The following is a 24,871-nucleotide window of genomic DNA, read 5'->3' as shown; positions in this document are numbered from 1 at the left end:
GGAGTAAAGCGTCCGCCGCATGGACAAAAACGCCCGGAGCGTTTTTGAACAATGCGAAGCGTTGGCCCGCTTGCGGGCGAGCCTCAGGGATGAGGCGAGTCGTCCGGCGGCCGAGCCTGCAGGGATGTATTTACGGCGACTTTACGGAACGCCCGCCATTCCCGACTGAAAAGCACGGGCTTGTGTGCTAGTTGCACAAAAAGGCGTCGCTGTTGATGGCAGGTGAAAGGTAAGGAAAGGTATGCCTGATCGCAAAGGGTTCCCGCATCCATGCGGATCGGCCGCGCCATCCCTGGCGCGGACGCTTTGCTCTTCAGGCATACCCTTCCTTCCCGATTAGGCTTAATCATTGCTGTACGAAATCCGTGAGGGCATCGCGGGCAGTGAAATAAAGCGTCCGCCGAGCCTACAGGGATGTATTTACGGCGACTTTACGGAACGCCCGCCATTTCCGACTGAATAGCACCGTTTATTTAAAAGTGACGCAAAACTGATTTCTGCGTCACCCTTTTAATCACGCTGGTATCGCTGCTAATCATAACGAAAAGCAGCATAGCTTTATCCCAGGGTGATTAACGTTTTAACCGGTAGTACGCCTCGTTCCAGCGCAGCGCGTCTTTAAACGCAGGCAGGCGGGTGTGCTCATCAATCACCAGCACCTCGATATCGTTCATCTCGCCGTACAGATACATGTCGTCGAGCGTCAGTGCCTGGCTGAAGACCGTATGGTGTGCGCCACCCCCGAGAATCCACGCTTCAGATGCGGTCGCCAGGGAGGGCTGCGCTTTCCAGAGTGCACGGGCAACCGGCAATTTCGGCAGCGGTTTCGGCTGTTCAATCGCATCGACCACATTCACCAGCAGACGGAAACGGTCGCCCATATCGATTACGCTGGCATTAATCGCACGACCGGCCGGGGTGGAGAAGATCATCCTTGCCGGGTCAGCTTTATTACCAATGCCCAGGAACTGCACATCGATCAGCGGCTTCTCTTCAATGGCGATCGACGGACAGACCTCCAGCATATGCGAGCCGAGCACCAGGTCGTTGCCGGGTGAGAAGTGATAGGTGTAATCCTCCATAAATGAGGTGCCACCTTTGCGATCGCCTGCCAGCACCTTGAAAATACGCAGCAGCGCAGCGGTCTTCCAATCGCCTTCACCCGCAAAACCATACCCCTGACCCATCAAACGCTGCACCGCCAGACCCGGTAACTGGGTCATGCCATGCAGGGTCTGAAAGTTGGTGGTAAAAGCGTGGCAGCCTTCCGCTTCAAGGAACTGCTTCAGACCCAGCTCGATACGAGCCGCATCCAGCACGTTCTGACGCTTTTCACCACCGGCGGCGGCGACATCGGAAAAGCGGTAGAGGCTTTCGTACTCGTCGATCAGCGCATTCACATCGCCATCGCTGACGCCATTGATCACCTCAACCAGATCGCCCACGCCCCAGCCATTCACCGAATAACCGAACTGAATCTGTGCGGCGACCTTATCGCCTTCGGTTACGGCCACTTCACGCATGTTGTCGCCAAAACGCGCCACTTTCAGCTGCTGACTGGCCTGCTTCGCCAGGGCCGCACGCATCCAGTTGCCCAGACGCTGCTGGCTGGCGCTATCCTGCCAGTGTCCTGTCACCACGCTGTGCTGCAGACCCATGCGGGCACCGATAAAACCGAACTCACGACCGCCGTGCGCCGTCTGGTTCAGGTTCATAAAATCCATGTCCATGCTGTCCCACGGGATCTCCGCATTGAACTGGGTGTGAAATTGCAGCAGAGGCTTATTCAGCACGCTCAGGCCGCCAATCCACATTTTGGCCGGAGAGAACGTGTGCAGCCAGTTAATGATGCCGGCGCACTGCTGGTCATAGTTAGCGTCGCGACACAGGGACAGCGCTTCATCCGGTGATTTCACCAGCGGTTTCAGCTCAAGGCGCAGCGGTAACCCGGACTGATTCAGGCCCTCGACGACCTGACGCGCATGCTGTTCAACCTGGCGTAACGTCTCCGGCCCGTAGAGGTGCTGCGTGCCGATGACAAACCACACGCTGTAGCTGTTTGACTGTTCCATAAAACCACTCCTTTACTTTGCGCCTACCTAATAGGCTAATTTATTTGTCATTCTGAACCCGGGCAGTGCTCACACAGGCTGCTTCAGCAACCTGAACGCCCTGAAGTGCGGCCCTGAAGGGCGAGCACAGCGAGTAATCCTCACCTACTCCGTGTACGTTCCGGTTGTTCCGCGCTGTCCGTATCCAGACTGCCTGCAACAATTACGCCTGCTGAGCCAGGCTCGTAGCGGAAGCGGGGCGGGCGGCGTACTGCGGTTCAGCCGTCACGCACCATTGTTGATAGCGTTGATAGAGTTGTTGATAGCGGGCGACACGTGCCGGATCGGGTTGCAGCGTGACGGCGATCGGGCTGGCCATCACCTGCTGCGCCTCGGCAACGCTGGCGTGAACACCGGCAGCGACGGCGGCGAAAATGGCCGCACCCAGCGCACAGCACTCATCAGAGGCGACAATATCCAGTGGCCGGTTCATCACGTCACAGCAGGCCTGCATAATCGCCGGGGATTTGCGCGCGATGCCGCCCAGCGTCAGAATGCTCTCGACGGGGATCTGCTGCTGCTCGAAGCACTCCATAATGGCGCGCGCACCAAATGCTGTCGCCGCGACCAGACCGCCAAACAGCGCCGGGGCATCGGTACCCAGATTCAGATCGGTAATCACCCCTTTCAGCCGCTGATTGGCATTCGGCGTGCGGCGACCGTTGAACCAGTCCAGCACCACCGGCAGATGGTCGAGCTGCGGATTAGCAGCCCAGGCGTCGGTCAGATCTTTAATCAGACTCTTTTGCATCTCCGCCAGCTGAGGTTTCAGCTCAGGGTGACGCTCAGCCGCCTGTTGCAGCGGCCAGCCCAGTAACCGGCTGAACCAGGCGTAGATATCACCAAAGGCGGACTGACCCGCCTCCAGCCCAATCGCTCCCGGTATCACGCTGCCATCCACCTGACCACAGATGCCTTTAATATCGCGATCGCCGACCTTTTCGCTGTCAGCGATCAGGATGTCGCAGGTTGATGTGCCGATCACTTTCACCAGGGTGTAAGGTCTGGCACCGCCTCCGACCGCGCCCATATGGCAGTCAAACGCGCCACCGGAGAGCGTGACGGTCTGCGTCAGCCCCAGACGCTGCGCCCATTCCGGGCTGAGCGTGCCGACCGGCAGATCGGCGGTCCAGGTCTCAGTGAAGAGAGGCGAGTCCAGCTGTTGCGTTAACAGCGGATCCAGCGCGTTAAGGAAATCGACATCCGGCAGGCCGTTCCAGTCGCCATGCCACAGGGCTTTATGCCCGGCTGCGCAGCGGCCACGGCGCAGCCTGTCGGGCGCGGTCGTGCCGCTTAACAGGGCAGGCACCCAGTCGCACAGCTCCACCCAGGAAACCGCCGCGTCACGCACCGCCGCATCTTCCCGCGACACGTGCAGAATCTTTGCCCAGAACCATTCAGAGGAGTAGATGCCGCCGATATAGCGGCTGTAATCCGTGAAACGGCCGCTGTGACAGAGCTGATTGATCTCTTCCGCTTCTTCTATTGCAGTGTGATCTTTCCACAGCACAAACATCGCGTTGGGGTTGTCAGCGAACTCCGGGCGCAGCGCCAGTACATTGCCGTCGCGATCGATGGGCGCCGGGGTCGAACCGGTGCTGTCGACGCCAATGCCAACGACGGCGTTGCGCTGATCTTCGCTCAGGGCGTTCAGTACGCCGAGCAGTGCCTGCTCCATGGCGTCGATGTAATCCTGTGGATGGTGACGAAAACGATTGGTGTGCGGATCGCTGTACAGACCCTGCTGCCAGCGCGGGTAGCTGCACACCGCACTCTGCAGCTCGCTGCCGCTGTGACAATCGACGGCCAGCGCACGCACCGAATCACTACCAAAGTCCAGCCCAAGGGTGATGGCTCCAGCACGCATCGGAATCTCCTGTAGTTAGTTAACTCCTGTATCCTGGGTTCGGCGCGCCGGAACAGTTAGTCATGGCTGGCTGACAATATGCACTTTCCTGCCATCGGCAGTGATTTTGTGATCCATTGCAAAAGTTAAGCTCCGGTTAAATTTGCTGAATATATGGATCATTTTGTCGTGATTTTAAGATGTGATACCGCTCTACATTTTTCTCCGCCAATACCGCTAAAACTAGCCCAGCGTCTGGACAGGCTGACAACACATAGCAACCTAACGCACTGATTTATGGCTGTACCCTCAAAACAAGACCAACTGGTAGCGCTTACACCGATTCGTTATGAGCAGCGAAAAATAACCTGGTACCGGAGAGCATCATGCATAAATTCACTAAAGCATTCGCGGCCATCGGCCTGGCAGCGGTTATGTCACAATCCGCTATCGCCGAGACCATGAAGCTGGGTTTTTTAGTCAAGCAACCAGAAGAACCCTGGTTCCAGACGGAATGGAAATTTGCCGATAAAGCCGGCAAAGATCTCGGCTTCGATGTCATCAAAATTGCCGTCCCGGATGGTGAAAAAACCCTGAATGCTATCGACAGCCTTGCCGCAAACGGCGCGAAAGGCTTCGTTATCTGTACGCCCGATCCCAAGCTGGGCTCCGCCATCATGGCGAAAGCGCGGGGCTACGGCCTGAAAGTCATTGCCGTGGACGATCAGTTTGTGACCGCCAAAGGCAAACCGATGGATACCGTGCCGCTGGTGATGATGGCCGCCACCAAAATCGGCGAGCGTCAGGGGCAGGAGCTTTATAAAGAGATGCAGAAGCGCGGCTGGGATGTGAAAACCACCGGCGTGATGGCGATTACCGCCAACGAACTGGATACCGCACGCCGTCGTACCGGTGGATCGATGGACGCCATCAAAGCTGCGGGCTTCCCGGCTGCTCAGATCTATCAGGTTCCGACCAAATCCAACGACATCCCTGGCGCCTTTGACGCCGGTAACTCCCTGCTGGTGCAGCATCCTGAGGTCAAACACTGGCTGATTGTTGGCATGAACGACAACACCGTGCTGGGCGGCGTGCGCGCGACGGAAGGTCAGGGCTTTAAAGCGGCTGACGTCATCGGCATCGGTATTAACGGCGTGGATGCGGTCAGTGAACTGTCGAAAGACAAAGCGACCGGCTTCTACGGCTCGCTGCTGCCAAGCCCGGATATCCATGGTTATAAGAGCAGCCAGATGCTCTACAACTGGGTGAGCAAAGGCGAAGAGCCGGCGAAATTCACTGAGGTCACCGATGTGGTGCTGATCACCCGTGACAACTTCAAAACTGAACTGGCGAAAAAAGGACTGATGTAACCCTGAGCCTGCCAGGCGTTTCGCCGCCTGGCATCCTGCATAGCCTGCTTCACGTCGCCCGCCCGCACAGGCCGGCGACGTGCAAGAGTGAGGATAAACATGAACACTGATTCAGCTTTTCTGTCGTTTCATGGCATCAGTAAAACCTTTCCTGGCGTGAAAGCGCTGCAGGATATCTCCTTCGACTGCCGGGGCGGTGAAGTCCATGCGCTGATGGGCGAGAACGGCGCAGGCAAATCGACGCTGTTAAAAATACTCAGCGGCAGTTATCAGCCGAGCGGCGGTGAGATTCGGATCAAAGGCCAGCCGATGAACTTTCAGCGCACCACCGATGCGCTGGATGCGGGCGTGGCCATTATTTACCAGGAGCTCCATCTGGTGCCGGAAATGAGCGTGGCGGAGAACATCTATCTCGGTCAGATCCCGCACAAACATGGGCTGGTCAACCGCCGGCTGATGCGTTACGAAGCCGGCCTGCAACTGAAAAATCTCGGCATGGATATCGACCCCGATATGCCGCTGAAATATCTGTCGCTGGGACAGTGGCAGATGGTGGAGATTGCCAAAGCGCTGGCGCGCAACGCGCGTATTATCGCCTTTGATGAGCCGACCAGTTCACTGTCGGCGCGTGAAATCGACAACCTGTTCCGCGTCATCCGCCAGCTCCGCCAGGAGGGCCGGGTGGTGCTCTATGTGTCGCATCGCATGGAGGAAATTTTTGCCCTCAGCGACGCCATCACCGTCTTCAAAGATGGCCGGTATGTGCGCACCTTTACGGATATGGCCAATACCCATCACGACGATCTGGTGCAGGCGATGGTGGGCCGTAACCTCGGCGATATTTATGGCTATGCGCCACGGCCTGTGGGTGCGGTGCGGCTGGAGCTGGATCGCGTCGAAGCGAAGGGCGTGCGGACACCGATTTCACTGAAAGTCCATGCCGGGGAAATTGTCGGGCTGTTTGGTCTGGTCGGCGCGGGACGCAGCGAACTGCTGAAAGGCTTGTTTGGCGGCACCCGTCTGCGCGGGGGTCAGGTGATCCTGGATGGCAAACCGCTGCCGCTGCGCGAGCCGATCGACGCCATCCGTGCGGGGATCATGCTCTGTCCGGAAGATCGCAAAGCCGAAGGCATCATCCCAGTGCACTCGGTGCGTGACAACATCAACATCAGCGCCCGTCGCCACAACCTGACCGCCGGATGCCTGATTAAAAATGGCTGGGAAAGCAAAAACGCCGACAGCCATATCCGCTCACTCAACATTAAAACGCCCAGCGCCGATCAGCTGATCATGAACCTTTCCGGCGGGAACCAGCAGAAGGCGATCCTGGGGCGCTGGCTCTCCGAGGAGATGAAAGTGATCCTGCTCGATGAGCCGACGCGCGGTATCGATGTCGGCGCCAAGCATGAAATCTATAACCTGATTTATCAGCTGGCGAACCGGGGCATTGCGGTGCTGTTCGCCTCCAGTGACCTGCCGGAGGTGATGGGCCTGGCCGACCGGATTGTGGTGATGCGCGAAGGTGCTATCGCCGGTGAACTGCTGCACGACGACGCCACGGAGCAGCAGACGCTGAGCCTGGCCATGCCCAAAACCACTCAAGCGGCCGCCGTGGCCTGACAGGAGATCATCATGGCTTCATCCACGACCTCAAATACGCCGCAGCCTGCATCACGCGGCGGCCTGCAGTTAGGTCGCATCTGGGACAACTTCGGCATGCTGGTGGTATTTGCACTGCTGTTTATTGTCTGTGCGATCTTTGTGCCGAACTTCGGCTCGTTTATCAATATGAAAGGCCTGGGCCTGGCGATGTCGATGTCGGGCATGGTCGCCTGCGGCATGCTTTTCTGTCTGGCTTCCGGCGATTTTGATCTCTCGGTCGCCTCGGTGATCGCCTGTGCAGGTGTGGTTACCGCGGTGGTGATCAACATGACCGAAAGCCTGTGGATTGGCGTTGCCGCCGGTCTGGTGCTCGGCATGATCACCGGCTTTATCAACGGCTTTGTGATTGCCCGTCTTAAAATCAATGCGCTGATCACCACGCTGGCCACCATGCAGATCGTGCGCGGTCTGGCCTACATCTTCTCTGACGGCAAGGCGGTCGGCATTGAAGATGAGCGCTTCTTTGAACTGGGCTTTGCGAACTGGTTTGGCGTGCCGGCCCCGATCTGGCTGACCCTGGCCACGATGCTGATCTTCGGCTTCCTGCTCAACAAAACCACCTTTGGTCGCAACACCCTGGCGATCGGTGGCAATGAAGAGGCGGCGCGGCTGGCGGGTGTGCCGGTGGTGCGGACCCGCATCATTATCTTTGTTCTCTCCGGCCTGGTGTCGGCGGCGGCGGGCATCATCCTGGCGTCGCGTATGACCAGCGGCCAGCCCATGACCTCCATCGGCTATGAGCTGGTGGTGATCTCCGCCTGTGTTCTGGGTGGCGTATCGCTGAAGGGCGGCATCGGTAAAATCTCCTACGTGGTGGCGGGCGTCCTGATCCTCGGCACCGTTGAGAATGCGATGAATTTACTGAATATCTCGCCATTCTCACAGTATGTGGTGCGCGGTCTGATACTGTTAGCTGCGGTGATATTCGACCGTTACAAACAGAAAAAAGCCTGATTGCGCGAGCCGTTGGCCCGCAGACGCTGACGCCTCTGCGGGCTATCTGAACAATAACAGACTGAGTGAGGACGCTATGTATCACCGCGAATTACCGGCCGGGCAGCAAAACCCCCTGTTGCCCGGCTATTCATTCAATGCCTGGCTGGTGGCAGGGCTGACGCCCATCACCGCAGAAGGACCGCTCGACTTCTTTATCGATCGCCCGCACGGCATGAAAGGTTACATTCTGAATCTCACCATTAAAGGAAAAGGGCGGGTGTTTGATGGCGAGCGGGCCTTTGACTGCGAGCCCGGCGAAATGCTGCTGTTTCAGCCTAAGACCGCCCACTATTATGGTCGCGCACCGGACAGCCCGCAGTGGTTCCATCGCTGGGTTTACTTCCGTCCTCGCGCCTACTGGCACGACTGGCTGCGCTGGCAGGATGAGCAGGAGGGCGTCGGCCGCCTGCTGCTGCCGGAATCGCTGCGCGGTGAGTTCGACCGCCTGTTTGCCAGTATCGAACAGACACATAACTCCGGCCGCCGCTTTGCTGAAGAGCTGGCGATGAACCTGCTGGAACGGCTGCTGCTGCGTGCGGTAGAAGAAGATCCGCGCAGCCATCAGTTAATCCGCGATCCGCGCGTCATTGAAGCCTGCCAGTATGTCACCAACCATCTCGCCAGCGAGGTCAGGATAGAGGAGGTGGCGCGCCACGTCTGTCTGTCACCGTCGCGGCTGGCGCACCTGTTCCGCGAGCAGATGGGCGTTAACCTGCTGCGCTGGCGTGAAGATCAGCGGGTCATCCGTGCAAAACTGCTGCTGCAGACCACCCAGGAGCCAATCGCTTCGGTCGGCCGTGAAGTGGGCTACGACGACCAGCTTTACTTCTCCCGGGTATTCCGCAAGCGGGTCGGCGTCAGTCCCAGCGATTTCCGCCGCCGCAATCAGGATGCACACGACAGCCTGGCCGCCCAGACCGCCTGGCCGCTGGCCCGAAGTGCTATCTCTTAGTTTTTTCGGGGAATTCCGCCTTGTTCTCACCTGGTTAATGGTCTTAAATCAATCAGGTTAGCGACAACGAGGAACCAAAATGAGCGATAAATTACGTGTTGGTCTGATCGGCTACGGTTTTGCCAGTAAAACGTTTCACGCCCCGCTGATCGCGGGAACGCCGGACGTTGAGCTGGCCGCCATCTCCAGTAGCGACGCCAGCAAAGTCCACGCCGACTGGCCCGCCGTTCAGGTCGTGTCCGATCCTCAGGCACTGCTGGACGACCCGACCCTGCAGTTAATTGTGATTCCTACCCCGAACGACACGCATTTTCCACTGGCGAAAGCGGCGCTGAATGCCGGTAAGCATGTCGTCGTGGATAAGCCCTTTACCGTGACGTTGTCACAGGCGCGCGAGCTGGATGCGCTGGCGAAAGCCAAAGGGCTGCTGCTCTCCGTGTTCCACAACCGCCGCTGGGACAGCGACTTTCTGACGCTGAAATCCCTGCTGGAGGCAGGCACGCTGGGCGAGGTGCGCTACTTCGAGTCGCATTTTGACCGCTTCCGTCTGGAAGTGCGCAACCGCTGGCGCGAAATGAAAGGCGCAGGCAGCGGCATCTGGTATGACCTGGGGCCGCACCTGCTGGATCAGGCGCTGCAGCTGTTTGGTCCGCCGGTCGCCATCAACGTTGACCTGGCAGAGATGCGTCCGGGCGCGCAGACCACAGACTACTTCCACGCCACGCTGACCTATCCGCAGCGTCGGGTGGTGTTACACGCCAGCATGCTGGTGGCAGCGGAATCCGCCCGCTATACCGTTCACGGCACGCAAGGCAGTTACATCAAATATGGTCTGGACCCGCAGGAAGATCGTCTGAAGTCGGGGAACTTCCCGCCACAGGAGGATTGGGGTTATGACATGCGCGATGGCACCCTGACGCTGGTCGAGGGCGATGCTCTGACGGAAACCACCCAGCTGACTCAGCCGGGAAATTATCCGGCCTATTATGCGGGCATCCGGGATGCGATCGCCGGACGCGGAAACAATCCGGTCACCGCGGAAGAGGCGATTCAGGTGATGGAGTTGATCGAACTGGGTCTGCAATCCGCCGAGAAGCGCCAGACGATGTCGCTGAAGCGCGTCTGATCCGCAGCGTGTGACGCAGCACTGAAAACGGGCCGGATTTCCGGCCCGTTTTTTATGGCTTACAGGCAGATTACTGCACGCGGGCGCGGATAGCCGCTTTCTCTGCTTCGCTGAGGAACGCAATCGTCAGACCGTTTTCCTGCGCCTGACGGATCTGTGCGGCGCTCAGTCCCGCTGCCGGGGCGGCATGATGATACTCGTGGGCGAGCTCGATCCCCTGAACCGCCGGGTCATCGGTGTTGATGGTCGCCAGAATGCCATGCTCCAGGAACGTCTTCAGCGGATGCTGTGCCAGTGACGACACGGTGCTGGTCTGAATATTGGAGGTCAGGCAGGATTCAATGCCGATATGATGCTCCGCGAGGAAATCCATCAGCGCACGATCTTCAATGGCTTTCACGCCGTGGCCGATACGCTCCGCGCCCAGCTCCCGAATCGCCTGCCAGATGCTCTCCGGGCCGGCCGCTTCACCGGCATGCACCGTGACGCGGAAACCGGCGTCGCGCGCCTGATTAAAGTGGCTCAGAAACTCACTGCCCGGGAAGCCCAGCTCATCACCCGCCAGATCGACCGCCGTGATGTGATCGCGATGGGCCAGCAGACCATCCAGTTCACTCAGGCAGGCCTCTTCGCCAAAAGTGCGGCTCATGATGCCAATCAGGCGCACATCAACATCATGTTGCTGACGGCCTGCACGCACGCCGTCGATCACCGCTTCAACCACGCCGGCAATCGGCAGATTGTGGGTCATCGCCATATAGCCTGGCGAGAAGCGCAGTTCCGCATAATGAATGCCCGCACGGGCCGCATCTTCCACATTCTCCTGCGCAATCCGGCGGCAGGCATCCAGGTCGCCCAGCACTTTCACGCCCCAGTCGAGCTTTTGCAGAAAGCTCACCAGATCGGGTTCATTCTCGCCAACCTGCACATGCGGGCGCAGGGTCTCCAGCGTTGAGGCGGGCAGGGCAAGGTTAAACTGGCGGCCTAAATCGAGAATGGTTTGTGCACGAATGTTGCCATCAAGGTGGCGATGAATGTCAGTCAGAGGAATTTTAGAATCGATCATGGCGCACTCGCTGAGTTGTCGGTGAAGTGCAGAGCATTATAAAAATATCTTGCGCAACCACGCCAGTTATTTGCGCAACAGCGGCGCCGGATGCTGCTTAATTACGCACTACCGGCGTTAAACGAGGGGGCCGGGGCCTTCAGGCATAAAAAAGGCGACCCGAAGGTCGCCTTAAAGGGGCTCAGAAAATTACTGGGGCATCCCTTCGCTGGTTGGCATGCCCAGCATATAGCGGGAGAGGAACTGTTCCAGCGTCATCTTATCGCCGTTCATGTTCACCTGGCCGTTAGCGTACTGCAGGCTGGTCACGATATTGTTATCCTGCTGCTGAGTAAGACGGAACATCTGCCCCATGGCTGCCAGACCTTTCACCTGCTGATCGGCCAGCTTCTGCGCGTCATCCGCCTGATAACCTTCGGCCAGACCCACTTTATGCATGGTTTCAGTCGCCATGGGCATATTGATGGTCAGCTTGCTGTCCAGGGTTTTCAGCACCCGATCCACCATCGCGCTGAGACTCTGCGCTTCGCCGGTCACGGTCGACGGATCGTTGAAATTCGCCGTCAGGTTAAAGGTGCTCTCGCCTTTATCATTTTTCCAGCTCAGTGGCGCGATGCTGACAGAAGGCGAGCCCTTCAGCAGCAGGGGCAGATTGCTCATCAGAATCTGATGGACGCCCGCCTGATAACGCATCGGGTCCTCGGTAATCCCCGGCTGATTCAGCAACGTCTGCATCTGCGCATTGTAACGATCGGAGAAGGCTTTCACCGCCTGCGCATCAAACTGTGACAGCTTCATCTTCAGCGCCGCCTGACCAAAGTCCTGCTTCTGGAGCTGCACGCTTTCCACTTTATAATCGATATTGCCGCCAATCTTGCCGTTGCTGTTATCGAAAGAGGAGCTGCCTTTCATCCTGTGAAGCGTCAGAGCGTCCTGACCGTTGATGCTGGCATTGACCTTCTCAATATCCACCGCCTGGTCACCAATCCGTACGCCTTCCGGGCTGAGGTGCGTATTCCCGCTCAGTTTCAGTCCATTGACGGTAAACAGAACCGGCTGGCCCATCTCATTTTTCGTGGTCAGTGCCAGGCTATCGACGTCACTGTCCAGCGAGACTTTATCGCCTTTGTTGTCCGCGCTGACATTAAAGGTTCCGCCATTGGTCGCCAGACGCTCACCGGTTTGTGCATTCTGATAATCCACGGGCAGTATGCGCAGCGCCGTATCGGTGGCACCGCTGTAGCCAATGCGGGTGTCTGCATTGATCAGCGACTTATTGCCGGTCAGCTCAAACAGCTTCTTCACCGCATCGGTGTTAGCCAGTTCGGTATGCACCGACGCCATGCTCGGGATCAGATTGAAGTGCTTAAGCTGAGCGAACGGGAAGGGGCCATGGTCGATGGTTTCATTCAGGATAACGCTCTGACCCGGCTTCAGCAGGGGATTATCTTCCGTCTGCGAGTCAGCCTGCACCACCAGGTTTACTTTGCTGCTGAACACGCCGCGCTGGTAATCCTGATAGCTGATCTTCAGTCGGCTGTTTGGGGCATAAGCATTCAGCTGAGCATTGGCATTCTGTACCAGCTCATCCCTGTGACTTTCGATTTGCTTGCCGGTGAACCATGCCGCGCCTGTCCAGATCACGCCCAGTGCGATGATGACACCTACGGCAACATTGGTCTTTTTCATTGCTGATTCGTCCTTATCCTTGAGTCCGCTTATGCCGCAGGTTAACCCCGACGACCGAAGAAAAACGCCCGCAGGCGTTTAGCGCTAATAGATTGAAATAATAGCAGTTAACCGCGATGCCGTCAGCCGCTTCACCCTAACTCGTTAAATACCCGTGCCAGCCGGCCCGTTCCGGCGACCGTAACCGACGATTCGCTGGCCGCAATAAAGCATGATTCGCCCGGCTTCAGGGTCAGCTGCTGCGCCTCGCTGACGATCACGGCCTGACCTTCAATACAGAACAGCACCGCGGCGCTCTGCTGCGCCAGCGGCTGCGGTTCTGCATTCAGGGTATGAATGGCAAAGGCAAAATCTTCTACCGGGATTGGGAAGCACAGCGCGTTGCCCTGCTGGACCGGCTGGGTCAGTAGCGCGCTGGCAGGCTTCTCCTCAAATTTCAGGTTCGCCATCAGCTCAGCAATATCGATATATTTCGGGGTCAACCCGGCGCGTAATACGTTATCCGAGTTCGCCATCACCTCCAGCGCCACGCCGTTAAGATAGGCATGCGGAGTTTCGGCATAGAGGAACATCGCTTCGCCCGGCTGCAGGGTAATCACATTCAGCAGCAGCGGGGAAAACAGTCCGCTGTCGTCCGGGTATTCCGCCGCGATAACGCGGATGGTCTGCCAGGGCTCACCCTGTTGAGCGTCAAGTGTGGATTTCAGCACGCCCAGCGCCAGCGATTTGGCGTCCCCCTCCAGTGAGAGCAGCGTCCGGAAGAGAGTGGCCAGCGTCTCCCTGTCGGGATGCTGCAGGAAGTGGGCAATCTGCGGATGTGCGCCCGCCACCGGCTCCAGCAGGGAAACCATCTCCGTCATCGGACGAAAACCGTTCATCGCCTGAAACGGGGTCAGCGCATAGACCAGCTCCGGCTTATGGTTAGCATCTTTGTAATTGCGCTCAGCGGCCGTCAGTGGAATACCCGCCGCGTTCTCACGGGCAAAACCCGCTTCCGCGGCGTGTTTGCTGGGATGAACCTGAATGGAGAGCGGCAGGTCGGCGCACAGCACCTTGAACAGGAAGGGTAACTCACCAAAACGCTGTGCCACCGCCTCGCCCAGCATGGCGTCAGGCGCAGCATCAATCACGTCGCGCAGCGAACGTTCGCGGCCCTGATCCATAACGGCAGAGGGGCTTTTCGGGTGTGCACCCATCCAGAGTTCCGCCATCGGCAGACCCTCCGGATTCGCGATACCGTAGAGTGTCGTCAGCGCCGTTTTACTGCCCCACGCGTAATTCTGCAGCGAGTTGTTCATTTTTTGCATCGTTTAACCCTTTCTTACGCGAAATGATTGCCGGTATTAAAGCAGAAACCGCCGGTAAAAATACATATCCAGCGCAAAAGGACGCTAAGCTCTGATAATGTTAAATTATTGTGTATTACTATCCTGAACGCCCTGGTGCCAGACGCGAAGCGCGGCCGGGCGGTCAATTTTAAAACCAAAGCTAAGGAGACGTATTCATGGCAGCCAACCGCATTGAGAAAGATTCAATGGGTCCCATCGACGTACCGGCAGACAAACTGTGGGGCGCGCAGACGCAGCGCTCGCTGGAACACTTTCGCATTTCAACAGAAAAGATGCCGACGGCACTGGTTCATGCTCTGGCGCTGACCAAGCGCGCCGCGGCAAGCGTTAACCGGGATCTGGGGCTGCTGCCTGCTGACCGCGCAGACGCGATTGTCAGCGCGGCAGATGAGGTGCTGGCTGACAAACATGGTGATGAGTTCCCGCTGGCAATCTGGCAGACCGGGTCCGGCACCCAGACCAATATGAACATGAATGAAGTGCTGGCGAACCGCGCCAGTGAGATCCTCGGCGGGGAGCGGGGGATGTCGCGCCTGGTCCATCCCAATGATGATGTGAACAAGAGCCAGAGCTCCAACGACGTTTTCCCGACCGCCATGCACGTTGCCGCCGTGATCGCCCTGCGCGAACAGCTGATCCCACAGATCCACGTGCTGAAAGCTACCCTGAGCCAGAAGTCCGACGCCTTCAAAGATATCGTTAAGATTGGCCGTACCCATCTGCAGGATGCCACGCCGCTGACCCTGGGGCAGGAGATCTCTGGCTGGGTGGCGATGCTGGAGCACAACCTGAAGCATATCGAGCAGAGCATTCCGCACGTGGCAGAACTGGCGCTGGGCGGAACCGCCGTCGGCACCGGCCTCAACACGCACCCGGAATATGCGGTGCGCGTGGCGAAGGCGCTGGCCGAACTGACGCAGCAGCCGTTTGTTACGGCCCCTAACAAGTTTGAGGCACTGGCCACCTGTGATGCGCTGGTGCATGCGCACGGCGCGCTGAAAGGTCTGGCCGCGTCCCTGATGAAAATCGCCAACGACGTTCGCTGGCTCTCGTCCGGCCCGCGCTGCGGCATCGGGGAAATTGCCATTCCGGAAAATGAACCTGGCAGCTCAATCATGCCGGGCAAAGTGAACCCGACGCAGTGTGAAGCGATGACCATGCTCTGCTGTCAGGTGATGGGGAATGACGTCGCGATCAACATGGGCGGCGCATCCGGTAACTTCGAGCTGAACGTTTTCCGTCCAATGGTTATCCATAACTTCCTGCAGTCGATTCGCCTGCTGGCGGATGGCATGGACAGCTTCAACCATCACTGTGCGATCGGCATTGAACCGGTGCGCGAGCGAATCGATCAGCTGCTCAACGAGTCACTGATGCTGGTGACCGCGCTCAATACCCATATCGGGTATGACAAAGCGGCCGAAATTGCCAAAAAGGCGCATAAAGAGGGGCTGACCCTGAAAGGCTCAGCGCTGAAGCTCGGCTATCTCACCGAAGAGGAGTTTGACGCCTGGGTGCGGCCGGAAGAGATGGTTGGCAGCATGAAGTCGTAACGTGATGCGCGATGAGGCCGGTTCGTTCCGGCCTCTCTGTTAAACCGGGCAGTCAACCCAGAGGTGCAGCCGGGGGATCAGCAGATTGAGCGGCTCAGCGGCCGGTTTATGACGATAGGTAATGTTATCGGCGTCATAGTTGAGCAACTCGCCCAGTACCGGAACCTGACTGCGATCGCGGCAGATCACCAGAATCGGTGACGGGCAGGCCAGCTGAGTCTGCTTTTTCTCCTCTGCGCGCCAGACGCGCGCCACCGGCTGGACTTTAACCGGACGCTTAATCTTCAGGCGGGCTGATGCGGGCAGGGCGCGCACGCTGGCCAGCTCCTCCTGCACTTTCTCCGCCCACTGTTCGCGCGACCACGGGGCCTGCGCGCGTCCCGCCTTGAGGCTTTTTTCCAGCTGGGCAATGACCTCTTCGCGCTTAAGATTTTTGATGATGTGTTTGTTTGCCCAGCCAAACCGCAGACTGTCCGGGGCGCTGAGCAGGGTGATGGTGCGATAGGCATTCAGGGTAATCAGCCCGCGCAGATGCTGGTGAACGAACTCGAATCGCGCTTCACTCGGCAGGCCGGACTCCACCGTAATCAGCTGCTCCAGCCGGGCTTTCAGCTGGTTAATGAGATCGACCAGCGCGCCGATCTCCGCTTCCCGTTCTGCATCGCACTCAATGCAGAGGGCACCGGGCAGACGCACGGCGGCCTTGGTACTCAGTTGCTCTGACTGATGCTGCATAAAGAGGCGGCAGTAGTGGTCGAGCGCCATCTTCCGCGCGCTGTCGCCCAGATGCTGCTCAACGGCAATGCGGGTTATCGCGTCATGCTCGCGACCTTTCACCACCGGCGGCAGGCTGAAAACGCGGGCGATCAGCAGCGGCTGCGCTTCAATCTGCTCCCGCAGTTCACCCAGCGCCTGCTCCAGGTCGTTAACACATTGATGCATATCAGCCACTAAGTCGTAGCGCGTCATGATGAGCCTCCATAGTTACAACGTCCACAATGTGGCAGAAGCCTGCGGCAGTTGCAAGTGCCTTATAGTTACAACATACTATAAATCTGTTATGCAAAAAAGTGCGGGCTGCCGGTCATCAGGTCAGAAGTGCGTGATGCATGCAGGCTGCCTGCGGAACATGCTATAAAACGGTTTGCCTGCTAACGAAGAGAGTCGATGTGAATCAGAACATTAAACCGGGCATCGCCGCCATTTTTACCCTGGGCTGTGTACAGATACTTTCCTGGGGAGGCTCGTTCTACCTGATGGCGGTGATGGCAAATCCCATCGCGGCTGAGACAGGCTGGTCCCAGCAGTGGATTTACGGTGCGCTGTCGCTCGGGATTCTGGTGTCGGGCCTGCTGTCACCGCTGGCAGGCAGAATCATAGCCCGTACCGGTGGCCGTCTCCTGCTGGCACTCAATGGGCTGGTGATGGCGGTGGGGCTGGTCATCATGGCGCTCAGCCACGCGTTGCCACTGTTTCTGTTTGCCTGGGTCATTATCGGCGTGGGTATGGCGATGGGCCTGTATGATGCACTGTTTGCCACGCTGGGCACCTGCTATGGCGGTCAGGCTCGGGCTGCCATCACCGGGATCACGCTGATTTCCGGTTTCTGCACCACGCTGGCCTGGCCGGGAACGGCTCTGCTTATCCACGGTTTTGGCTGGCGGGAGGCCTCGCTGATCATTGCTGCGCTGATGGTGGCGTGCGTGCTGCCTGCTTATCTGTTTGCCTTGCCTGCCGGTCATCTCACCCGGTCATTAAAAAAGCGTCCGGCGCAGCCAGCTACGGCAGAGATCGCGCCAGCGCTGTTCTGGCTGCTCTGCGCCATTTTTACTCTGGCTTCAGTGATCATGACCGCCGTTTCAGTGCAGCTTATTACGCTGTTGCAGGCGAGTGGTCACACGCTGGCTTCGGCGCTGGCGATTAGCGCCGTGATCGGCCCGTGTCAGGTGGGCTCCCGTATTGTCGATGTCGCTTTTAAACGCAGCCATCCTATCCGTACCGCCTTTTTTTCTGTCGGGCTGGTGGCGCTGGGCCTGCTGTTGCTGGCATTAATGCCGCAGATGGCGCTGCTGAGTATGGTGCTTTATGGCGCAGGAAATGGCTTACGTGCCATCGTGCGTGGAACTTTACCGCTGGCGATGGTCAAACCAGAGTCTTACGCCATCGTGATGGGTAAGATGGCGCGCCCGGCATTGATGGGGCAGGCACTGACGCCGCTGATTGGCGGATATGTCTTTGAAAGCATGGGCGCAACGGCGACGCTGTGGTTGCTTTGCGGCCTGGCAATCTTTAACGTGGTACTGGTGATAGCGCTGAAGCAGCAATTACCGGCGGCATCGACCCGTTCTGCGTGAAGGCGTGCGGCTCCAGATTCTGCCGGAACAGGGCAGTAAACAGGCTAAGCAGCTTGTGCTATCGGGCCTCTGCCTTTGGTGAATACGTGCCTTGTGACTGCCGGTTTGCTTCAAAAAAGCAACAGTGTTTGTTATATTTATTGCTCATTGATTGTTCATTTATGCGGCAATAAAACAAGAAGATGCACCGCAACTCAGGATAAATAAATGCTTGATTACCGCTTCCCGACAGCTTTGCAAATGGTTCTGAGCGTAGCGATGGCGGAGCAAATGGGAAAACGCTCTACCAGCGCGATTCTGGCCTACGGGCTGGAAGCGAATCCCAGTTTCATACGAAAATTGATGGTCCCGCTGACCCGTGATGGCATTATTGTCTCCACGCTGGGCCGTACCGGCTCGATTCATCTGGGCCGTCCGGCTGCAGAGATTACCCTCAAGGATATCTATGTCTCCGTCATTGAGGATAAAAAAATCTGGGCTGCGCGTCCCGACGTTGCTCCGCGCTGTCTGGTCAGTGCTAACCTCTGCTGGTACTTTAAATCGATAGCCGATGAAGCCGAGCAGGCGTCACTGGATGTGCTGGCAAAACGCACCGTCGCCGATGCGCTGAATGAGTTGAAAAAGCGCGATACCAGTAACTGCACCGCCGTACCGGAACCTGAACCCGAAGAGATTGACGATCTCTGCAAAAAAAGCCGCTGATGAGCGGCTTTTTTTATGCCAGTAAATAGTGATGCCTGCCTCAAAAATACTTAAAGCTGATAGCTCTCTGCCTGACACCGTTCTTCACGATCAATAATTTAAGGTTATGAAAATTATAAAATATTATTTTTACCCGTCATCCGAAATCATTTATGAAAAGTTTCATGTCAATATGTTTTCTGACTTTGGTTGGATCTGAAACCTGAAAGATCGATACAATCTGGCTGTGTATCTAATGGTCAAATGAGGTTTCATTATGGATGATGGCATAAAAATCATGATGTCCCCGGTTCAGCTCACCGCTGTTATTTCGGATAAAACGGTAACTGAAGGAGAAACGCTCAGTAACCGATTGTATGGTGGGCTGAATCTTGCATTAGGAACGCTGGAATTAACCGGAGCAACCGCGCTGTGTATCGCGCCAGATCCATCTGGATTGACAAAAGCGGCATGTGTTGTTGTTGGTGCACACAGCCTTGATAGTATTAATGCGGCTGCTAATCAGATACTGACTGGCAGAAATACGCGTACAGCAACTTTCCAGGTTGCATCAGCGACGGCTCAAAAGCTTGGCGCTGATGATAAGACTGCAATGAATATAGGTTTAACTGTAGATATTTCTGTACCTATGGCGTTTGCGTTTGCTGCCGGCGCAGCACGCGTCGCCTCTGTCCGATTCGGTAAGTTAAAGCTGGCGGAGCATGAAGCCGTCAGAGGTATTAAGGCTGGCGGACATACTATCGCTAAGCATGTAAACATTCCTGAAGCAGATTTACTCGCACGTCTTGCACGAAGTCCAAAGACACCTCTTGCGAGCTCGTTTGTTAATATAGAGCAAGCAGAACGATTCATCAGCGCTGGCTTGAAAGCGAACCGCTGGAAGATCATGTATTGGGCTGCAGCCAAAAGCGAAAGCATAATGGAATTAACCTGGCAGGCCCGGACCGTAGTCGGTTATGGTTTCAGGCAGAGTAGTACAACCCGTCTGGAAGCTTATGCTGTCAGGATTGTTTTGCACCGTAAAATGTTTAACGGCAAACCCTATTATCTTCTGACTGCATATCCGTCCTTTTGAGGCTATCAATGAATACAAGCTATAAAAATATTGGAACCCTCATTCGGGTGTTTTTTGGTCAGGATTATGATTTGTTTGGGGAAACGGTCGAAGAAGTGCTGGACAGTTATTTAGAAACTGAGAACCCAAAAACAGCGGAAAAAGTATGTCTGGAGGCAGAGTATTTGCTGTCGCTGAATGAACAATCACTTACTGAGACTTTTGAATCCATCAGCCAGGGAGAGTTCAATCCTGAACCCTGGGGAGAAACCGAACGAAGCTTCCTGGAAAAGATAAAAAATTATCTGAGTGCAAGACTTCAACGTTAAAGGTAAACGGCGTTTCATGACGTTAACCGGAGCTTTTGCCTGGTATCAGGGCAGCGTTGATTCGTGTGGCAGTGCTGCACTGGTCTGTGAATGACGGACAAAAAAAGGGGCGATCATCCGATCGCCCCTTTTAACGTTGAGGGTTTACGCCGTCACGGTTTCGGCATCTCCTGACCGGCGCGTCACCAGCTTACGCAGTGCGACGTAGAACACCGGCGTCAGGAACAGGCCGAACAGCGTCACGCCGAGCATCCCGGAGAAGACGGTAATACCGGTCACGCCGCGCACCTCTGCGCCCGCGCCTTCACCCAGAATCAGCGGCACCGTACCGGCGATAAAGGCGATGGAGGTCATCACAATCGGACGCAGACGCAGACGACAGGCTTCCAGCGCCGCCTCTACAATGCCTTTGCCCTGAATCTCCAGCTCGCGCGCAAACTCGACAATCAGTATCGCGTTCTTACAGGCCAGCCCCATCAGCACCACCAGTCCGACCTGAACAAACACGTTATTATCTCCACCGGTCAGCCAGACGCCAAACAGAGCAGAGAGCAGGGTCATCGGCACAATCAGAATCACCGCCAGCGGCAGCGTCCAGCTCTCATACAGCGCGGCCAGCACCAGGAAGGCCAGCAGTACCGCCATCGGGAAGACAATCAGTGCGGTATTGCCCTGCGTTGACTGCTGATAACTCAGGTCGGTCCACTCGATGTTCATGCCGTTAGGTAACAGCTGACCGGACATCGTTTCCAGCTGACGCATCGCCTGCGCTGAAGAGAGCACGCGCGGATCGGCATCGCCAATCAGATCGGCCGCCGGGTAGCCGTTGTAGCGGATCACCGGATCGGGGCCGTAGGTGGTGGTGATGTTGACCATGCTGCCAATCGGCACCATCTCTCCGCGGTCGTTGCGGGTGCGCAGGTTAGCGATATCCTCGACGCTGTCGCGGAATTCGCCGTCGGCCTGCGCCATCACCCGCCAGGTGCGACCAAAGCGGTTAAAGTCATTCACGTAGGAGGAGCCGAGATAGGTCTGCAGCGTGCTGAACAGCGCCGTCAGTGACACCCCCTGCGCTTTGGCTTTATCCCGATCCACCTGCACATCCAGCTGTGGCACATTGGCCTGATAGGAGGAGATAGGGAAGTGCATCCCCGGCGTCTGCATGATGCTGCCCGACAGCGTATTAATCGCCGTCTGCAACGCACCGTAACCCAGACCCGCGCGGTCCTGCACATAGAGCGAATAGCCTGAGCCCTGACCCAGCCCCAGAATCGGCGGTGGCATAATCGAGAAGCCAAAGCCCTGCTGGATTTGGGCAATCTTCGCATTGATCTCCGCGTTAATCTCCGCCGCGGTGTGCTTACGCTCGCTGAACGGTTTCAGGCCGAAGAACACCGTGCCGCTGTTAGGCGTATTGGTGAACTGCAGGGCATTCAGGCCGGGGAACGCCACCGCATAGGCGACGCCTTCGGTCTGCATCCCGATTTCGCTCATCTTACGGATCACTTCATCGGTGCGCGCCAGCGAGGAGCCCTCCGGCATCTTCACGCCACCAATCAGGTAGAGCTTATCCTGAGTCGGAATAAAGCCGCCCGGCACGGTGTGGAACATAAATCCGGCACCGGCCAGCAGCAGCAGGTAAACCGCGAACACCGCGCCACGCCGACGCAGCGTCCGGCCAACCAGCGACTCATAGCCATGTGCGCTGCGCTGGAAGAAGCGGTTGAAGGGCCGGAACAGCCAGCCAAACAGCGCATCAATAATCCGCGTCAGCCGGTCTTTCGGCGCGTGGTGATCTTTCAGCAGCATCGCCGCCAGCGCCGGAGAGAGCGTCAGGGAGTTAATGGCGGAGATGACCGTGGAGATCGCGATGGTGGTAGCGAACTGCTTATAGAACTGCCCGGTCACGCCGGAGAGGAACGCCATCGGCACAAATACGGCACAGAGCACCAGCGCAATGGCGATAATCGGGCCGGAGACCTCACGCATCGCCTGATGGGCTGCCGCGCGCGGCGACAGGCCCATCTCGATGTTACGCTCAACGTTCTCCACCACCACAATGGCGTCATCCACCACGATCCCGATCGCCAGCACCAGCCCGAACAGGCTCAGGGTATTGAGCGAGAAGCCGAGCAGATAGAGTACACTGAATGTTCCGACCACCGACACCGGCACCGCCAGCAGGGGAATGATGGAGGCGCGCCAGGTCTGCAGGAACAGAATGACGACCAGCACCACCAGGATCACCGCTTCCAGCAGGGTCTGCACCACCGCTTTGATCGAGTCACGAACAAACACCGTCGGATCGTAAGGAGCCGCCCATTTCACATCATTGGGGAAACGGGTTGCCAGCTCATCCATTTTGGCGCGCACCGCATTGGAGAGATCGATGGCGTTGGCACCCGGAGCCTGGAAGATACCGATACCGACCGCATCTTTGTTGTTCAGCTGTGAGCGCAGGGCGTAACTGCCGGACCCCATCTCAATACGCGCCACATCACGCAGGCGCACCAGCGAACCATCTTCTGAGGTTTTCAGGATAATGTCGCCAAACTGCTGTTCGCTCTCCAGCCGTCCCTGCGTGTTGATCGACAGCAGAAAATCGCTCTGCTTTTTCAGCGGCTCGGCGCCGAGCTGACCGGCAGAAACCTGCACGTTCTGCTCCTGCATCGCGGTCACTACGTCTGAGGCGGTTAAGCCACGCGCCGCCACCTTGTTCGGGTCCAGCCAGACGCGCATCGCATATTCGCCCGCGCCAAAAATCTGGATCTGACCGACGCCCGGCAGACGCGCCAGCTCATCTTTCACCTTCAGGGTGGCGTAGTTACGCAGGTAGAGTGAATCGTAGGTATTGTTGGGTGAGAACATGTGGACGACCAGCGTCAGGGTCGGCGACATCTTCTGGGTGGTAACACCCAGACGACGCACATCTTCCGGCAGACGCGCTTCAGCCTGCGCGACGCGGTTCTGCACCTGGACCTGCGCCTGATCGGGATCGGTGCCGGGACGGAAGGTGACGGTCGTCACCAGCACGCCGTCAGAACCGGCCACAGATTTCATGTACATCATGTTTTCGACGCCGTTGATCGCCTCTTCCAGCGGCGTCGCCACGGAATCTGCAATCACTTTCGGGTTAGCGCCGGGATACTCGGCGCGCACCTGCACGCTGGGTGGCACCACGTCGGGATATTCGCTGATCGGCAGCAGCGGGATAGCAATCACCCCGGTCACGAAGATCAGGATTGACAGCACCGCCGCAAAAATAGGCCGGTCGATAAAAAAGCGGGAAAAGTCCATAGCGGCCTCGAATTAGTGAGCGGCTGCCGCACGCATGGCGACCTGCTGAGCAGTGACCGGCATGCCGGGCATAAAAACTTTCTGCAGTCCGGCGACGATCACCCGGTCGCCCGATTGCAGACCCGATTTGACGATGCGCAGACCTTCCACCATCGCGCCGGGCTGAATATCGCGCCGCTGAGCTTTGCCTTCCCCATCCACCACGTAGACATATTTGCGATCCTGGTCGGTCAGCACCGCCTTATCATCGATCAGCATCGCCTCGAACTGCGCGCTGCCTGGCAGACGCACGCGGGCAAACAGACCGGGCGTAAACTGACGCGCCTGATTGTCGAGCAGGGCGCGCATACGAATGGTGCCGGTGCTGGCGGTCAGCTGGTTATCCAGAAAATCGACCTTGCCCTGATGCGGGAAACCCTGATCGCCGACCAGCGCAATCTCAACCGGCAGCGCATGACGCTGCTGGCCCTGACGCGCCATCGCCTGATAGTGCAGAAAGGTGTTTTCATCCACGTCGAAATAGACATACATCTGCTGCTGCGATACCAGCGTGGTCAACACACTGGCGCTGTCACCGGCGGTCACCAGGTTGCCGGGGGTGATCATGGCGCGGCTGGCGCGACCGTCAATCGGCGCAGTGACGCGGGTAAAGTCCAGGTTCAGCTGCGCCATATCGACGGCGGCTTCGGCGGCCAGTACATCCGCCTGCGCCTGACTGGCGGCAGCGCGACGCTGTTCCCACACCTCACGCGAAATCGCCTGGGTGCCAATCAGCTTCTCGCTGCGACCCGATTCACTGCGCGCCAGACTCGCCTGGCTGCGCGCCCGGGCCAGCTCCGCCCGGGCCTGTTCCAGCGCCGCACGGTAACTGCGGTCGTCGATGGTGAAGAGCACCTGACCTTTTTTAACCTCATCCCCTTCGCGATAGTTCACTGACTCGATGTAGCCAGAGACGCGCGGACGCAGCTGCACGCTCTGCACCGCTTCAACGCGACCATTAAAGTTGTCCCACTGGCTCACCGGCTTGATGAGCACCGGCGCGGCGCTTACTTCAGGCGGTGGCGGCGGGGCGTTCTGCGCCACACCCTTATCACAGCCGCTAAGCAGGCTGATAAATATGACCATCCCTGACAGGGTCAACCCCTGACGAACCCGGTTCGTAATCATTGTTGTTATTCCGCGATAAATAGAAAAGACGACCTGCAGGCCAATATTTGCAACTTTTAAGATTGCAATTAATCGCAGGGAGTGTAGGCTTGCGTCGCGGGCAACTGCAAGAATAACAGATACACTTTATGTGCGGTTTAGTGCGGGGCGATGAAAGCCTGAGCAATCCGGGAAAAACCCTGAAAATTGTGCGGCATTTAATGTACCAATAAAACTTGCATTAAATGGCATAGTCAGCCACCCTTAAG

At 57.5% G+C, this 24,871-nt stretch carries 18 protein-coding genes; 10 read left to right on the top strand and 8 right to left on the bottom strand.

Annotated elements, in window-relative coordinates; all coding sequences use genetic code 11:
• Window positions 1-572: 572 nt before the first annotated feature.
• Together araA and CKF42_RS14075 are read right to left on the bottom strand one after the other, a co-directional pair.
• Window positions 573-2,072 (bottom strand): L-arabinose isomerase, encoded by a 1,500-nt coding sequence (gene araA, locus CKF42_RS14080; RefSeq protein WP_111208462.1) that lies wholly within the window; start codon window positions 2,070-2,072, stop codon window positions 573-575.
• Window positions 2,073-2,274: 202 nt separating this feature from the next.
• Window positions 2,275-3,978 (bottom strand): ribulokinase, encoded by a 1,704-nt coding sequence (locus CKF42_RS14075; RefSeq protein WP_046101775.1) that lies wholly within the window; start codon window positions 3,976-3,978, stop codon window positions 2,275-2,277.
• Between the two features lie 365 nt (window positions 3,979-4,343).
• Between CKF42_RS14075 and CKF42_RS14070 the strand changes: the two genes are divergently transcribed.
• From CKF42_RS14070 to CKF42_RS14050, 5 genes are all read left to right on the top strand, one after another.
• Complete coding sequence (locus tag CKF42_RS14070) at window positions 4,344-5,327, top strand: arabinose ABC transporter substrate-binding protein (RefSeq protein WP_009090326.1); 984 nt, start codon at window positions 4,344-4,346, stop codon at window positions 5,325-5,327.
• 99 nt (window positions 5,328-5,426) lie between these two features.
• A complete protein-coding gene (araG, locus tag CKF42_RS14065; RefSeq protein ID WP_058958391.1) occupies window positions 5,427-6,947 on the top strand; it encodes an L-arabinose ABC transporter ATP-binding protein AraG in 1,521 nt (506 codons plus the stop codon).
• Between the two features lie 12 nt (window positions 6,948-6,959).
• Window positions 6,960-7,943: an L-arabinose ABC transporter permease AraH gene (gene araH, locus CKF42_RS14060; RefSeq protein WP_009090322.1), complete on the top strand. Its 984-nt coding sequence runs from the start codon at window positions 6,960-6,962 to the stop codon at window positions 7,941-7,943.
• A gap of 76 nt (window positions 7,944-8,019) precedes the next feature.
• Window positions 8,020-8,937: an arabinose operon transcriptional regulator AraC gene (gene araC, locus CKF42_RS14055; RefSeq protein ID WP_009090320.1), complete on the top strand. Its 918-nt coding sequence runs from the start codon at window positions 8,020-8,022 to the stop codon at window positions 8,935-8,937.
• A 79-nt stretch (window positions 8,938-9,016) separates the two neighbouring features.
• Complete coding sequence (locus tag CKF42_RS14050; protein WP_009090319.1) at window positions 9,017-10,063, top strand: oxidoreductase; 1,047 nt, start codon at window positions 9,017-9,019, stop codon at window positions 10,061-10,063.
• A 70-nt stretch (window positions 10,064-10,133) separates the two neighbouring features.
• Here the strand turns inward: CKF42_RS14050 and add are convergent, their stop codons facing one another.
• From add to manA, 3 genes are all read right to left on the bottom strand, one after another.
• A complete protein-coding gene (gene add, locus CKF42_RS14045) occupies window positions 10,134-11,129 on the bottom strand; it encodes an adenosine deaminase (protein WP_046101778.1) in 996 nt (331 codons plus the stop codon).
• 189 nt (window positions 11,130-11,318) lie between these two features.
• Entirely contained in the window at window positions 11,319-12,818 is a 1,500-nt protein-coding gene (locus CKF42_RS14040) for a YdgA family protein (RefSeq protein ID WP_046101779.1), read from the bottom strand.
• A 131-nt stretch (window positions 12,819-12,949) separates the two neighbouring features.
• Window positions 12,950-14,125, bottom strand: coding sequence for a mannose-6-phosphate isomerase (gene manA, locus CKF42_RS14035; protein ID WP_111208461.1), 1,176 nt, complete (start codon window positions 14,123-14,125; stop codon window positions 12,950-12,952).
• 197 nt (window positions 14,126-14,322) lie between these two features.
• Here manA and fumC point away from each other — a divergent pair, with 197 nt between their 5' ends.
• A complete protein-coding gene (gene fumC, locus CKF42_RS14030) occupies window positions 14,323-15,720 on the top strand; it encodes a class II fumarate hydratase (protein ID WP_009090312.1) in 1,398 nt (465 codons plus the stop codon).
• Between the two features lie 39 nt (window positions 15,721-15,759).
• On the opposite strand, the gene tus is transcribed toward fumC, so the two are convergent.
• A complete protein-coding gene (gene tus, locus CKF42_RS14025; RefSeq protein WP_009090311.1) occupies window positions 15,760-16,689 on the bottom strand; it encodes a DNA replication terminus site-binding protein in 930 nt (309 codons plus the stop codon).
• A 200-nt stretch (window positions 16,690-16,889) separates the two neighbouring features.
• Here tus and CKF42_RS14020 point away from each other — a divergent pair, with 200 nt between their 5' ends.
• From CKF42_RS14020 to CKF42_RS14005, 4 genes are all read left to right on the top strand, one after another.
• Window positions 16,890-18,074 (top strand): MFS transporter, encoded by a 1,185-nt coding sequence (locus CKF42_RS14020; RefSeq protein ID WP_111208460.1) that lies wholly within the window; start codon window positions 16,890-16,892, stop codon window positions 18,072-18,074.
• 207 nt (window positions 18,075-18,281) lie between these two features.
• Entirely contained in the window at window positions 18,282-18,776 is a 495-nt protein-coding gene (locus CKF42_RS14015) for an Rrf2 family transcriptional regulator (protein WP_046101782.1), read from the top strand.
• Between the two features lie 256 nt (window positions 18,777-19,032).
• Window positions 19,033-19,851 carry an RNase A-like domain-containing protein gene (locus CKF42_RS14010; protein WP_111208459.1) on the top strand — a complete coding sequence of 273 codons (819 nt, stop codon included), beginning with the start codon at window positions 19,033-19,035 and terminating at the stop codon, window positions 19,849-19,851.
• Window positions 19,852-19,859: 8 nt separating this feature from the next.
• Window positions 19,860-20,159, top strand: coding sequence for a contact-dependent growth inhibition system immunity protein (locus CKF42_RS14005; RefSeq protein ID WP_111208458.1), 300 nt, complete (start codon window positions 19,860-19,862; stop codon window positions 20,157-20,159).
• Window positions 20,160-20,303: 144 nt separating this feature from the next.
• Here CKF42_RS14005 and oqxB read toward each other — a convergent pair whose 3' ends face one another.
• Together oqxB and CKF42_RS13995 are read right to left on the bottom strand one after the other, a co-directional pair.
• Window positions 20,304-23,456, bottom strand: a complete 3,153-nt coding sequence (gene oqxB / locus CKF42_RS14000) for a multidrug efflux RND transporter permease subunit OqxB (RefSeq protein ID WP_046101785.1) — start codon at window positions 23,454-23,456, stop codon at window positions 20,304-20,306.
• 12 nt (window positions 23,457-23,468) lie between these two features.
• Window positions 23,469-24,623 carry an efflux RND transporter periplasmic adaptor subunit gene (locus CKF42_RS13995; protein WP_111208457.1) on the bottom strand — a complete coding sequence of 385 codons (1,155 nt, stop codon included), beginning with the start codon at window positions 24,621-24,623 and terminating at the stop codon, window positions 23,469-23,471.
• Window positions 24,624-24,871: the final 248 nt, after the last annotated feature.

Origin of the sequence: Pantoea sp. ARC270 (assembly GCF_003236725.1) — a bacterium.
GTDB lineage: Bacteria > Pseudomonadota > Gammaproteobacteria > Enterobacterales > Enterobacteriaceae > Pantoea > Pantoea anthophila.
Note: the sequence above shows the minus strand (reverse complement) of the source record. Positions and strands in the feature narration are given on the sequence as shown.